Consider the following 13,837-nt stretch of genomic DNA (forward strand, 5'->3'; position numbering starts at 1 on the left):
CCGCGCGGGCTTCAAGACGGATTGCGGGGAACGCGGCAATCTGCTTCGTTTAGGAGGCAATCGGCAATGGAGGAGTCGCCATGGCGCGCGATGTGGTCACCGCTGCGATTCTCGTGATCGGCGACGAGATCCTGTCCGGCCGCACCCGGGACGTGAATGTCGGATATATCGCGGACTATCTGACCCGCATGGGCATCGATGTGCGCGAGGCCCGCATGATACCCGATGTGGAGGGCGAGATCGTCGACGCGCTCGATGCGGTGCGCTCGCGCTACGACTACGTCTTCACGACCGGCGGTATCGGACCGACCCATGACGACATCACCGCCGATTCCGTGGCGCGGGCCTTCGGCGTCGGGATCTCCGTCAACGACGAGGCGGTCGCGATGCTGAAGGAGCGCTATGGCGGAGATACCGAACTCAACGAGGCGCGGCTGCGCATGGCGCGCATCCCCCATGGCGCCTCGCTGGTGCGCAACAAGGTCTCCAGTGCCCCGGGATTCCGCATCGGCAATGTCTTCGTCATGGCGGGGTGCCGAAGATCATGCAGGCCATGCTCGACGAGATCGCCCCGACGCTCGAGGGCGGACGCCCCCTGCGGTCGCGCACCGTCGCCGTCGACCTGAAGGAGGGCGACGTGGCCGGTCCCTTGCGCGCCGTGCAGGAACGATTTCCCGAGACGATGATCGGCAGCTACCCGTTCTTCGAGGATACCGGCCGCTTCGGCACGCGCATCGTGGTGCGCGCCCGCGACGAGGCGCTTCTGGAGGAGGCGGAGGCGGCCGTGAAGGCCATGGCCGACGATCTCGCCGGTGCCGGCGACGCTGCGTGAGAGACGGGAGAAGGGGAGAGAAAGGCAAGAAAAAAGCAAGGCATGGAGTGCCTTGCTTGAAGTGCTAGCTGGAATCTCCCTTGAGGCTCTCTTCCGAAAGAAAGAGGCGGCAGCAGGCTCTCAAACCCTTGAAAGGCAGGAACCGCGCCGGGAGATCGCTCCTCCCCAGACTTGGACCTGTCCGGCGGGCGATCTCTCGCCCAATCAACAAGCCACCATAAAGTCGTATTATTATTGGCCGGCATCCTAGATCAAGAAAGATGGCATTGTCATCATCTTTCTTCATGGGATCGCCGCTTGCACCGTGAGACGGTGCGGACGGTGCCATCATGTACGCAAGAATTCGTGTAACTCCCCTTTGTTTCGGCAGTCAGATCGCCTAAAAGGCGGGGCGCGGTGCGTGCCTTGCGACAGTCACGGACCGGGTCTGAGCCATGAGTGCCACTCTTGCGGACGGGACGCCCTCTACGATGCGTGTAAGCCGATATTTCCTGCCGATCCTGCGCGACGATCCCAAGGAAGCCGAGATCGTCTCGCACAGGTTGATGCTGCGTACTGGCATGATCCGCCAGGAGAGCGCGGGGATCTATTCGTGGCTGCCGCTCGGCTTCAGGGTGCTGAAGAAGATCGAGCAGATCGTGCGCGAGGAGCAGAACCGGGCCGGCGCCATCGAGGTGCTGATGCCGACCATCCAGTCGGCGGATCTGTGGAGGAAGAGCGGGCGCTACGACGATTACGGCGCGGAGATGCTGCGCATCAAGGACCGTCACGAGCGCGACATGCTCTACGGGCCGACCAACGAGGAGATGATCACCGACATCTTCCGCTCCGGCGTCCAGTCCTACAAGGACCTGCCGCGCAGCCTCTACCACATCCAGTGGAAGTTCCGCGACGAGATCCGCCCCCGCTTCGGCGTGATGCGCGGCCGCGAGTTCCTGATGAAGGACGGCTATTCCTTCGACCTGTCGGCGGAGGAGGGCCGCCATTCTTACAACAAGATGTTCCTCGCTTATCTCCGGACCTACAAGCGAATGGGACTGACGGCCATACCGATGCGCGCGGAAACCGGACCGATCGGCGGCGATCTGAGCCACGAATTCCTGATTCTCGCCGATACCGGCGAGAGCGAGGTCTTCTTCGATCGCGGCTATCTGGACATGGACTGGACGACGGCGAAGATCGACAATGACGATGTCGCGGGGCTGCAGGGCGCGATCGACGAGTTCACCTCGCTCTATGCCGCGACCGACGAGATGCACGACGCGGCGGAGTTCGAGACCCGCGTCGAGGCGGGCAGGCGCGTCAACGGACGCGGCATCGAGGTCGGCCACATCTTCTTCTTCGGCACCAAGTACTCCGAGCCTCTCGGCTGCGTGGTGCAGGGCAGGGACGGCGAGCCGATCACGATCCATTCCGGCTCCTACGGCATCGGCGTGTCGCGGCTCGCCGGCGCGATCATCGAGGCGAGCCACGATGAGAACGGTATCGTGTGGCCGGAAGCCGTCGCGCCCTTCAAGGTCGGCCTGATCAACCTGAAGGCCGGCGACGCCACGGTCGACAAGGCCTGCGAGGACCTCTATGCGAAGCTCGAGGGAGCCGGCGTGGAAGTGCTTTATGACGACACCGAGGAGCGCGCGGGCGCCAAGTTCGCGGTCATGGACCTCATCGGGCTGCCCTGGCAGCTCGTCGTCGGCCCGCGCGGGCTCGCCGACGGCATGGTGGAGCTGAAGAACCGCAAGACGGGCGAGCGCGAAAGCGTCAGTCCCGAGGATGCGGTGACCCGTCTCGCTGGACGCAAGTGACGGCGATCATGGCGTCTGCCACGGATACACGGGCCTTCTCGCGCTTCGAATGGATGATCGCGCTGCGCTATCTGCGCGCGCGCCGGCGGGAGGGCTTCATCTCCGTCATCGCCGGTTTCTCCTTCATCGGCATCATGCTGGGGTGGCGACCCTCATCATCGTGATGGCAGTGATGAACGGCTTCCGCGGCGAGCTGCTCGACAAGATCCTGGGCTTCAACGGCCACTTCACCGTCTATGGCGTGCGCGGGCCCATCGAGGACTACCAGTCCGTCACCGAACGGATCCGGGCGGTGACGGGCGTGACGGCCGTCATCCCCTATATCGACGGTCAGGTCATGGTGTCGTCGCAGAATTCCGCGACCGGCGCGCAGGTCCGCGGCATCCGGCTCGAGGATCTGGAGAAGCTGCCGAGCATCGTCAACGACAAGCTGCGCGGCTCGCTGGAGAATTTCGACGAGAGCCGGGGCGTCGCCATCGGATACCGTCTCGGCTGGACCCACAATGTCAGCCTGGGGGAGACGATCACGCTGATCTCGCCCAAGGGGCCGGTGACGCCGCTCGGCGTCGCCCCGCGTATCCGCGCCTTCCCCGTCGAGGCGGTCTTCGAGGTCGGCATGTCGCAATATGACAGCTCGGTCATCTTCATGCCGTTCGAGCGCGCCCGGGAGTTCTTCGTTCAGGAGGGCGCCTCCGCCATCGAGATCATGGTCTCAAACCCCGACGACATCTCGCGCTATGTGGACGCGCTCCAGAAAGCGGCGGGGCCGGGCACCCAGCTCGTCTCCTGGAAGACCACCAACGAGACCTTCTTCAACGCGCTGCAGGTCGAGCGCAACGTGATGTTCCTCATCCTCACGCTCATCATCCTGGTGGCCGCCCTCAACATTGTGGCGGGCCTCATCATGCTGGTGAAGGACAAGGGCCGCGACATCGCAATATTGCGCTCCATGGGGGCGACGCGCGGCAGCGTCATGCGCGTCTTCTTCATCACCGGCGCGGCGATCGGCGTTGTGGGGACGCTGGCGGGCCTCGTCCTCGGCGTGGTCGTCTGCGAGAATATCGAGGCCATCCGGGCCTTCATCGCATCGGCGACCGGCACGGAGCTCTTCTCGCCGGAGGTCTACTATCTCAGCCGGCTGCCGGCAGACATGGACACCGGGGAGACCGGCGCGGTCGTCGCCATGTCGCTCGTCCTGTCCTTCATCGCCACGCTCTATCCCGCCTGGCGCGCGGCACGGCTCGATCCGGTGGAGGCGCTGCGCTATGAGTGAGCCGACGCGGCAGAACGGCAACGGTCCGGCGCTCGCGCTCAGGGCCATTGCGCGCAGCTACCGGGAAGGCCCGTCGCGGCTGCAGGTGCTCGACGGCGCCGCGCTCGACATCCATCCCGGCGAGGTGGTCGCGCTGATCGGCCCGTCTGGATCAGGCAAGTCGACTCTGCTCCATATTGCGGGCCTTCTGGAGAAGCCGGATTCGGGCGCGGTCGTCATCGGCGGCGAGGACATGGCCGCCGCGCGCGATGCACGCCGCACGCGCGTGCGGCGGCTGGAGGTCGGCTTCGTCTACCAGTTCCACCATCTCCTGCCGGAATTCTCCGCCCTGGAGAACGTTCTCCTGCCGCAGCTCATCGCGAACCGGTCGCGCGGCGAGGGCCGCAAGCGCGCCGGCGACCTGCTCGACCGGCTGGGGCTCGCCGCGCGCGCCCGCCACCGCCCGGCAGAGCTGTCCGGCGGCGAGCAGCAGCGCGTCGCCATCGCCCGCGCGCTCGCCAACCGTCCGCGCCTGCTGCTGGCCGACGAGCCGACGGGCAATCTCGATCCGCGCACGGCAGGCCACGTCCACGAGGAGCTCCTCCACCTCGTGCGCACGGAGGGCCTCGCCGCCCTGATCGCTACCCACAATCTGGAGCTTGCCAGCGGCATGGACCGGATCGTGCGGCTGGAGAACGGCCGGCTGGTCGAGGAGCGGCGCTGACGGCGACCGATTGGCACGATCGGCCCGGTCGTGTCATGAATGCCGCTCAACAGGGCTGGCAAGCCTGACTTATCAGAGATCCCGTTCTTCACGCCCGGACGGTTCCGGGCCGCGACAGGGATCTCTGCCATGACCGTTCACCGGACTATCGCCATCAGGCACGCCACCGCGGACGATGCGGAGACACTTGCCAGGCTCATAGATATCGCGGGCGAGGGCATTCCGAGCTGGCTGTGGTCGGCCAGGGCCGGTCCAGGCCAGAGTCCGCTCGCCGTGGGTACGGAACGCGCGCGCCGGGAAACCGGCGGGTTCTCGCACCGCAACGCGCGTCTCGCCGTGCGGCATGGCGAGGTGGCCGGCATGGTGCTGGCCTATCCGATTGCGCCGCCGGCCGAGGCCGATCTCGCCGCCGTTCCGAACTTGCCCGAACCGATTCGTCCGATGGTTGAGCTCGAGCATGCATCTCTCGGGACTTATTACATAAATGCGCTGGCCGTTTTTCCGGGACGCAGGGGCAGGGGGCTCGGCACCGCCCTGCTCGGTGCCGCCGAGGACGCGGCGCGGGAGGCGGGCCACGAGCGCATGAGCATCCAGGTCTTCGAGCAGAACGAAGGCGCCGTCAGGCTCTATCGCCGTCACGGCTTTGGCGAGGCTGACGCCCGCCCGGTCCTCAGCCATCCCTGCCAGCCCTATTACGACGGCCGGATCCTGCTTCTGACGAAACCGTTATGACCGGGCTTCGGGGTGCGGGGACGGCCGCCCGGCGGTCTCCGCCTGCCGGAGTGCCTTGCGGATCGCCCGGAACCGCCGCCGGTACTCGGAGGGCGAGAGGCCGACCTTGCGGCGGAACAGGCGGCGGAAGAAGCTGGCATCCTCGTAACCGATCTCGGTGGCGACGGCTTCCACCGGCACGTCGCCCGTCTCCAGCATCTGCTTGGCCTCCTCCAGGCGCAGCGCATGCACATAGTCGATGGGGGCCATGCCGGTCGCCTTGCGGAAACGGCGCTTGAAGGAGCGCTCCGGAAGCCCGCTCTGCGCGACCATCGCAGCGACGGCGTGCGGGCGGGCGTAGTGTTCGGCGATCCAGGATTGTGCGAGGGCGATCTGCCTGTCGGCGATCTGCCGGCTGCCCGACAGGGAGGAGAAGGGGAGCTGCCCGTGGACGTGCCAGTCCAGGAGATAGAGCCGGGCCAGATGGATCGCCTCTTCCTGGCCGAAAAAGCGCGCGACGAGGAACAGCGCCATATCCTGCCACGAGGTGCCCCCGCCGGAGGTGAGCAGCCGTTGTCCCTCTCCGGAGGCGACGAGCACGCGTGCGCCCTGCACCGATACCGCCGGATAAGCCGCCTGAAGGGCATCGCAATAGGCCCAGTGGGTCGTGACCTCGCAGCCGTCGAGAAGGCCGGCCTCGGCGAGAAGGAGAGTGCCGGAGCAGGCCGCGGCGACCGTCGCGCCGCGCGCATGGCTTTGCCGCAGCCACGCGGTCGCCTGGGCGTATCGGCCGCGAATATCCTCGTCGGGGGCGACGAAGAGATCCGGAATGCACACGAGGTCGGGGGCGAGGCAATCCGCGACCGTCAGGTCGGGCTGGATATGGACGCCGTTCGCCGCGCGGAATCCCTCCGCCGTTTCCGCCACCACGACGGGCTTCGCCCACGGTTCGCCCGCCATGCCCGTCGTCACGAACGCCCAGTCGCGTCCGACGGAGGAGAAGACGTCGAACATGCCGTAGAGGGTCGAGGCGGTCGTCTCCGGCACGGCCAGGAGCGCCACCGTCAATGGCTGCCTTGTATGGCGACTGTCGCGGGGCATGTCATATTCCGCCCGTTCAGGTGATGCCCGATCCATCAAACAGCCCCGGAGACGGTGCCGCAAGGGCGCGCTCCTTGTGAACAAGATGTCCGGGCTGTCTCGCCTTGGCTGGCCGTCGCGCTACACTGGAGACCATGGCCGAGACCGATTCCCAATCCGTTCCCTTCGTGCATCTCAGGGTGCATTCCGCCTTCTCGCTTCTGGAGGGCGCGCTGCACATCAAGCAGCTCGCCGATCTGTGCCGGGCGCACCGCATGCCCGCGCTCGCGCTGACCGACACGGGCAACCTGTTCGGCGCGCTGGAATATTCCGAGACGCTGGCGGGCGCCGGCATCCAGCCCATTATCGGATGCACGCTGAAAGTCGACTTCGGCGAGGGCGAGACCGCCAACGGCAAGGACGGCTTCAGTGGCGGGCGCGGCAACGGTCCGCGCCACTATCCCTCGCTCGTGCTCCTCGCCAAGGACGAGGAGGGCTACGGCAACCTCATGAAGCTCTCCAGCCGCGCCTTTCTGGAGACGCCCGACACCGCGCCGCCGCACGTGCCCGCGGCGCTTCTGGAGACCCATGCCGATGGCCTGATCTGCCTGACGGGCGGACCGGCGGGGCCGGTCAACGACGCGCTGGTCGGCGGCAACGGCGATTTCGCGCGCACGCTCATGGAGCGGTTCAAGGCGATCTTCGGCGACAGGCTCTATGTCGAGCTCCAGCGCCACGGCACCGCGGAGGAGAACGCGGCCGAGCCCGGTCTGGTGGAGCTCGCCTACGATCTGGAGCTGCCGCTGGTCGCGACCAACGAACCCTATTTCGCCACGCCCGACGATTTCGAGGCCCATGACGCGCTGATCTGCATCGCCGAGAGCACGGTGATCGCCGCGGAGGAACGCCGGCGCCTGACGCCGGAGCACTATTTCAAGGCGCCGAGGGACATGGCGACGCTGTTCGCCGATATCCCGGAGGCCATCGAGAACACCGTCGAGGTCGCCCGGCGCTGTGCCTATCGCCCCGAGCCGCGCGCGCCCATCCTGCCGAGCTATTCCACCAGCGACGGCGAGGTGATGGATGAGGCCGACGAGCTCCGCAGGCAGGCGCGCGAGGGCCTCGACAAGCGGCTCGCCAAGGACGGGCCGGCCGACGGTTATGAGGAGAAGGATTACCGCGAACGGCTCGAATACGAGCTCGACATCATCAACAGGATGGAGTTCCCCGGCTACTTCCTGATCGTTTCGGACTTCATCAAGAAAGCCAAGGAGCTCGGCATCCCGGTCGGGCCGGGCCGCGGCTCCGGCGCGGGCTCTCTGGTCGCCTATGCGCTGACCATCACCGACCTCGACCCGCTTCGGTTCAATCTCCTGTTCGAGCGCTTCCTCAATCCGGAACGCGTGTCGATGCCGGACTTCGATATCGACTTCTGCCAGGAGCGCCGCGACGAGGTCATCGAGTACGTCCAGCGGAAATATGGCCGCGACCAGGTCGCCCAGATCATCACCTTCGGAAAGCTGCAGGCGCGGGCGGTGTGCCGCGATGTCGGCCGCGTGCTGCAGATGCCCTATGGCCAGGTCGACCGGCTGTGCAAGCTGATCCCCAACAATCCGGCCAATCCGGTCACCCTGAAGGAGGCCATCGACGGCGAGCCGCGTCTCCAGGAAGCCCGCGACGGGGAAGACGATGTCCGCATGATGCTGGAGATCGGCCAGACGCTGGAGGGCCTCTACCGCCACGCCTCCACCCATGCCGCCGGCGTCGTGATCGGCGACCGGCCGCTGGAGGAGCTGGTGCCGCTCTACCGCGACCCGCGCTCCGACATGCCGGTCACCCAGTTCAACATGAAATGGGTGGAGAAGGCGGGGCTGGTGAAGTTCGACTTTCTCGGCCTCAAGACGCTCACCGTGATCGACAAGGCGGTCGAGCTGATCCGGCGCAGGGAGCCCGGTTTCGACCTCGGCACCATTCCCTACAGCGACGAGAAGACCTACGAGATGCTCTCGCGCGGCGACACGGTCGGCGTGTTCCAGCTGGAAAGCTCGGGCTTCAAGGACCTCTTGCGCAAGGCGCGGCCCACCCATATCGAGGATATCATCGCCCTTGTCGCGCTCTACCGCCCGGGGCCGATGGACAACATCCCCAAATACCTCTCCGCCAAGCATGGCGAGGAGGCGCCGGAGTTCCTGCACGACAAGGTGACGCCCATCACCGCCGACACCTACGGCGTCATCATCTACCAGGAGCAGGTGATGCAGATCGCGCAGGTCCTGTCGGGCTACAGCCTCGGCGAGGCCGATCTGCTGCGCCGCGCCATGGGCAAGAAGATCAAGGCGGAGATGGACCAGCAGAAGGTCCGCTTCGTCGACGGCGCGGTGGAGCAGGGCGTGGACAAGCCGCAGGCGGAGTTCATCTTCGAGCTCGTCGCCAAGTTCGCCGGCTATGGCTTCAACAAGTCGCACTCCGCCTGCTATGGCGTGATCGCCTACCAGACGGCCTATCTGAAGGCCAATTACCCGGTCGAGTTCCTCGCCGCCTCCATGACGCTCGATGCCGGCAACACCGACAAGCTCTATGTCTTCAAGCGCGAGGCGGAGCGGCTCGGCGTCACGGTCAATCCGCCCTCGATCAACAAGTCGGATGTCGACTTCGTGGTGGAGGACGGCGAGATCCACTACTCGCTGGCGGCGCTGAAGAATGTCGGGCGCCATGCCATCGAGCATATCGTGGAGGAGCGCGAGACCAACGGGCCCTATGCCTCGCTCGGCGATTTCGCCCGTCGGATCGATCCGCGCGTCATGACAAAGCGCATGCTGGAGAACATGATCCGCGCCGGTGCCTTCGATGCCTTCGAGCGCAACCGGGCCCGGCTCGTCGCCGGGATCGACGCCATCGTCAATGTGGCCGGCCGCAGCGCGGAGGAGGCGCGCTCCGGCCAGTCGAGCCTGTTCGCCGACAGCGCGGAGGCCGACGACGTGCCGCTGCCGGCAACCGAGGCCTGGCTGCCCATGGACCAGCTCGCGCAGGAGTTCGACGCCGTCGGGTTCTATCTCTCCGGCCATCCGCTCGACGACTATATGGAGCCGCTGAAGCGGCTGGAGGTGGAAAGCTGGGCGTCGTTCTCCGACAAGGTGAAGAAGAAGGGCGTGCCGGCGGGCCGGCTTGCGGGCACGGTGACCTACCGGCAGGAGCGCCGCTCCAAGAACGGAAACCGCTTCGCCTTTGTCGGCTTCTCCGACCCGACGGGCCAGTTCGAGGCGATCGTCTTCTCCGACCAGCTTGTCGGAACGCGCGATCTCCTTGAGCCCGGAAACGCGGTGCTCCTGAGGGTCGAGGCCGATACCGACGGTGAGGAGGTGCGCCTCAGGCTCCATTCGGTGGAGCCTCTGGAGAAGGCCTCGCGCAACATCACCTCCGGCCTGACCGTGTTCATCGGCGACGATGCCCCGCTCGACAGCCTCGCCAAGCGGCTGACCAATGGCGGCCGTGCGCTGGTGCGCCTCGTGGTGCGCACGGGCGAGGAGCGCGAGGTGGAGATCTCGCTCGGCAACAAGTTCACCGTCACCCCGCAGGTGAAGGGTGCCATCAAGGCCATTCCGGGCGTTCTCGACGTGCAGGACCTGTGACGGCGCGAACACGCTGCGGCGCGATGTCCCGCGGGCCTTGCCAGCGCGGCTGCGAGGGTTTATAAGCCGCGCCAATCACGCACGCGGAAGGTTCGGGTTTCGGACACCCTTTGACATAGTCCGAGATCCCTCCGGTGCCGGATCGAAAAGGATATCCGGCTCAAGGCTTCCGCGGAGGTTCAACCGGAAAAGGAGTATGCGGCATGTCGCTGCCTGATTTCTCTATGCGCCAGCTTCTGGAAGCCGGTGTCCATTTCGGCCATCAGACCCACCGCTGGAACCCCAAGATGGGGCCCTACATCTTCGGGTCGCGCAACAACATCCACATCATCGATCTCGCCCAGACCGTGCCGATGCTGCATCAGGCGCTGGTCGCGGTTCGCGATGTCGTCGCGGCGGGCGGGCGCGTGCTGTTCGTCGGCACCAAGCGCCAGGCGTCGGAGGCGATTGCCGAGTCCGCGCGGCGCGGCGCGCAGTACTACATCAACCACCGCTGGCTCGGCGGCACGCTGACCAACTGGAAGACGATCTCCCACTCCATCCGCCGGCTCCGGCAGCTCGAGGACATGCTCTCCCAGGAGCATCTCGGCCTGACCAAGAAGGAGACGCTGAACCTGACGCGCGAGCAGGACAAGCTTGAGCGCGCGCTCGGCGGCATCAAGGACATGGGCGGCCTGCCGGACCTCATGTTCGTGATCGACACCAACAAGGAATCGATCGCGATCAAGGAGGCCCGCAAGCTCGGCATCCCGGTCGTGGCCATCGTCGACACGAACTGCGATCCCGACGACATCACCTATCCGATCCCGGGCAATGACGACGCCGGCCGGGCCATCACGCTCTATTGCGAGCTGATCTCGCGCGCCGCGATCGACGGTCTGTCGGTCGCCCAGGAGGATGCCGGCCTGGATATCGGCGAACAGGTCGAGCCCGAGGCCGAGCCGCTGCCGGAGGTTGCCGAGGCCGCCGCTCCTGCCGAAGCCGCCGCTCCTGCCGAAGCCGCCGCTCCTGCGGAAGCCGAGGCCCCGGCGGCCGGCGGCGACGCGGAGGCGACGCCTGTCGCTCCGGGGTTCGAGGGGCTCAAGGCGCCGGAGGGCGAGGCCGACGATCTCAAGCAGATCTCCGGTGTCGGCCCGGTTCTGGAGAAGAAGCTCAACGATCTCGGCATCTACCACTACCGCCAGATCGCCGCATTGACGCCGGAGGAGATTGCCTCCATCGACGAGGCCCTGAACTTCAAGGGACGGATCGAGCGCGAAGGCTGGCTGGACCAGGCCAAGGCACTGGCCGAAGGCAAGGCGGCCTGAGGCGGCACGACACTCTCTCCGCGACGATTTAACGAGGAATTCCCATGGCTCAGATCACGGCAAGCATGGTGAAGGAACTGCGCGAGGCGACCGGCGCAGGCATGATGGACTGCAAGAACGCGCTCACCGAGAATGACGGCGACATCGAGGCCGCCGTCGACTGGCTGCGCACCAAGGGGCTTGCCAAGGCGGCCAAGAAGGCCTCCCGCGTGGCTGCCGAGGGGCTGGTCGCCGTCGCCTCCGACGGCAAGGCGGGCGCCATCGTCGAGGTCAATTCGGAGACCGACTTCGTGGCCCGCAATGGCGAGTTCCAGAAGATGGTGAGCGAGATCGCCAATCTGGCGCTGAAGGCCGGCGGCGATGTCGAGGCGCTGAAGGCGGCCACCGTGCCGGGCGCCGGCAAGCCGGTCGCCGACCACGTGACCGACATGATCGCCTCCATCGGCGAGAACATGTATGTGCGCCGCACGGCCATGCTCGCCGTCGATAACGGCGTGGTCGCCAACTACATCCACAACCAGCTCGTTCCCGGTCTCGGCAAGATCGGCGTCCTCGTGGCGCTGGAGTCGGAGGCCGATCCGGCGGCGCTGGAGGCCTTCGGCCGGCAGATCGCCATGCATGTCGCCGCGGCGAGCCCGCTGGCGCTGAGCCCCGACGATCTCGATGCGAGCGTCGTGGAGCACGAGCGCTCCATCCTCGCCGACCAGGCACGCGAATCCGGCAAGCCCGAGGAGATCATCGCCAAGATGGTCGAGGGCCGGCTGCGCAAGTTCTACGAGGAGGTCGTGCTTCTCAAGCAGACCTTCGTGATCGACGGCGAGAACGCCGTGGAGAAGGCCGTGGAGGCCAAGGCCAAGGAGCTCGGCCATCCGATCAAGGTGACCGGCTTCGTGCGCTTCGCGCTCGGCGAGGGCATCGAGAAGGAAGAGCAGGACTTCGCCGCCGAGGTGGCCTCGGCCGCCGCGGGCAGCTGAGGTTTGTGCGGACCATGTCCAGATCCGGTCACGGCGATGGGTTGGCCGCGCGAATCGCTATAATGGATTGACTACCGGGCCTCGACGGCGCAGTCGGGGCCCGTTTCGTATCCGGACAGGGTTTTCGAGGGGCGGACAACGGTCGGGCATTCCCCATGGAGCAGACACTTCGGTACAAGCGCGTCCTGCTCAAGCTCTCGGGCGAGGCGCTTATGGGCGAGAACGGCTACGGCATCGACATGGCCGTGGTCAGCCGGATCGCCCGGGAGATCGCGGGCGCCGTGGCGATGGGGGCGGAGGTCTGCATCGTGGTGGGCGGCGGCAACATCTTCCGCGGGCTCGCAGGCGCCGCCCAGGGCATGGACCGGGCCAATGCCGACTATATGGGCATGCTGGCGACCGTGATGAACGCGCTGGCGCTGCAGAATGCGCTCGCCAACGAGGAGGTGCCGGCCCGGGTGCTCTCCGCGATCCCGATGTCGACCGTGTGCGAGCCCTATGCCTGGGCGCGCGCCAAGCGGCACATGGAGAAGGGCCGGGTCCTGATCTTCGCGGCGGGCACCGGCAATCCCTTCTTCACGACCGACACCACCGCGGCCCTGCGCGCCGCGGAGATGGGCTGCGACGCGCTGCTCAAGGGAACCAGCGTCGACGGCGTCTATTCGAGCGACCCCAAGACGGACCCGGATGCGGAACGCTACGACCGGCTGACCTATCTCGACGTGCTCACGCGCGACCTGAAGATCATGGACGCATCGGCCATCGCTCTTGCGCGCGACAACAAGATTTCCATAATCGTGTTCTCCATTCAGACACCCGGGGCCCTGTCCGCCGTCCTGAAGGGGGAGGGGCGCTGCACGGTGGTCAGCGGCGCGGTGTGAATGCCGCGGGAGAACCGAATCCCGGGAGAGGATGTGATGACAGACCAAGCGACTTTCAGCCTCAAGGACCTCAAGCGCCGCATGCACGGTGCGGTGAGCGTGCTCAAGGAGGAGTTCTCCGGACTGCGCACAGGGCGCGCCTCGGTGCATCTCCTGGAACCGATCACGGTCGAGGCCTACGGCTCCACCATGCCGCTCAACCAGGTCGGCAACGTGTCGGTGCCCGAGCCGCGCATGCTGACCGTCCAGATCTGGGACAAGAGCCTGGTTTCGGCGGCGGAGAAGGCGATCCGCAATTCGAGCCTCGGCCTCAACCCGATGGTCGAGGGCCAGCTCATCCGTGTGCCGGTTCCCGAGCTCTCCCAGGAGCGCCGCAAGGAACTCGCCAAGGTGGCCGCGCAATATGCCGAGCAGGCCCGCGTGGCGGTGCGCAATGTGCGCCGCGACGGAATGGAGCAACTCAAGCGGCTCGAAAAGGACGGCGAAATCGGTCAGGATGAACATCGCGGCCAGGCCGATGAGGTCCAGAAGCTGACCGACGCCACGATTAAGGAGATCGACGAGGCCCTGGAGCACAAGGAATCGGAGATCATGCAGATCTGAGCCGTGACGGCGGGGGAGGCGGGCGTTCTTTGTTCACAACGG

At 66.3% G+C, this 13,837-nt stretch carries 9 protein-coding genes and 2 pseudogenes; 10 read left to right on the forward strand and 1 reads right to left on the reverse strand.

What is annotated here, in order from left to right; all coding sequences use genetic code 11:
• The first annotated feature begins 80 nt into the window (after positions 1-80).
• The 5 genes and pseudogenes from HW532_RS01165 to HW532_RS01185 all read left to right on the forward strand — a co-directional run bounded on the left by HW532_RS01165 (position 81) and on the right by HW532_RS01185 (position 5,342).
• Positions 81-832, forward strand: a pseudogene (locus HW532_RS01165) (competence/damage-inducible protein A).
• Between the two features lie 470 nt (positions 833-1,302).
• On the forward strand, positions 1,303-2,634 hold the full coding sequence (proS, locus tag HW532_RS01170) for a proline--tRNA ligase (RefSeq protein WP_213162683.1): 1,332 nt from the start codon (positions 1,303-1,305) through the stop codon (positions 2,632-2,634).
• Positions 2,635-2,642: 8 nt separating this feature from the next.
• Positions 2,643-3,907, forward strand: a pseudogene (locus HW532_RS01175) (lipoprotein-releasing ABC transporter permease subunit).
• Entirely contained in the window at positions 3,900-4,610 is a 711-nt protein-coding gene (locus HW532_RS01180) for an ABC transporter ATP-binding protein (RefSeq protein ID WP_213162684.1), read from the forward strand. The pseudogene HW532_RS01175 and the gene HW532_RS01180 overlap by 8 nt, the downstream one beginning before the upstream one ends.
• 129 nt (positions 4,611-4,739) lie before the next feature.
• Entirely contained in the window at positions 4,740-5,342 is a 603-nt protein-coding gene (locus tag HW532_RS01185; protein ID WP_213162685.1) for a GNAT family N-acetyltransferase, read from the forward strand.
• On the opposite strand, the gene HW532_RS01190 is transcribed toward HW532_RS01185, so the two are convergent.
• Positions 5,337-6,383 (reverse strand): GlxA family transcriptional regulator, encoded by a 1,047-nt coding sequence (locus tag HW532_RS01190; protein WP_246479876.1) that lies wholly within the window; start codon positions 6,381-6,383, stop codon positions 5,337-5,339. The two genes, HW532_RS01185 and HW532_RS01190, sit on opposite strands and share 6 nt — an antisense overlap.
• 173 nt (positions 6,384-6,556) lie before the next feature.
• Between HW532_RS01190 and dnaE the strand changes: the two genes are divergently transcribed.
• The 5 genes from dnaE to frr all read left to right on the forward strand — a co-directional run bounded on the left by dnaE (position 6,557) and on the right by frr (position 13,795).
• The gene (dnaE, locus tag HW532_RS01195; protein ID WP_213162687.1) at positions 6,557-10,030 is read left to right on the forward strand and encodes a DNA polymerase III subunit alpha; all 3,474 of its coding nucleotides are present in this window, start codon (positions 6,557-6,559) and stop codon (positions 10,028-10,030) included.
• A 203-nt stretch (positions 10,031-10,233) separates the two neighbouring features.
• Positions 10,234-11,337, forward strand: coding sequence for a 30S ribosomal protein S2 (locus HW532_RS01200; RefSeq protein WP_213162688.1), 1,104 nt, complete (start codon positions 10,234-10,236; stop codon positions 11,335-11,337).
• A 44-nt stretch (positions 11,338-11,381) separates the two neighbouring features.
• The gene (tsf, locus tag HW532_RS01205) at positions 11,382-12,311 is read left to right on the forward strand and encodes a translation elongation factor Ts (RefSeq protein ID WP_213162689.1); all 930 of its coding nucleotides are present in this window, start codon (positions 11,382-11,384) and stop codon (positions 12,309-12,311) included.
• 155 nt (positions 12,312-12,466) lie between these two features.
• Positions 12,467-13,192, forward strand: coding sequence for a UMP kinase (pyrH, locus tag HW532_RS01210; protein ID WP_213162690.1), 726 nt, complete (start codon positions 12,467-12,469; stop codon positions 13,190-13,192).
• A gap of 36 nt (positions 13,193-13,228) precedes the next feature.
• Positions 13,229-13,795 (forward strand): ribosome recycling factor, encoded by a 567-nt coding sequence (gene frr, locus HW532_RS01215; protein ID WP_213162691.1) that lies wholly within the window; start codon positions 13,229-13,231, stop codon positions 13,793-13,795.
• The last annotated feature ends 42 nt before the right edge of the window (positions 13,796-13,837 follow it).

This window comes from Kaustia mangrovi (genome assembly GCF_015482775.1).
Lineage (GTDB): Bacteria > Pseudomonadota > Alphaproteobacteria > Rhizobiales > Im1 > Kaustia > Kaustia mangrovi.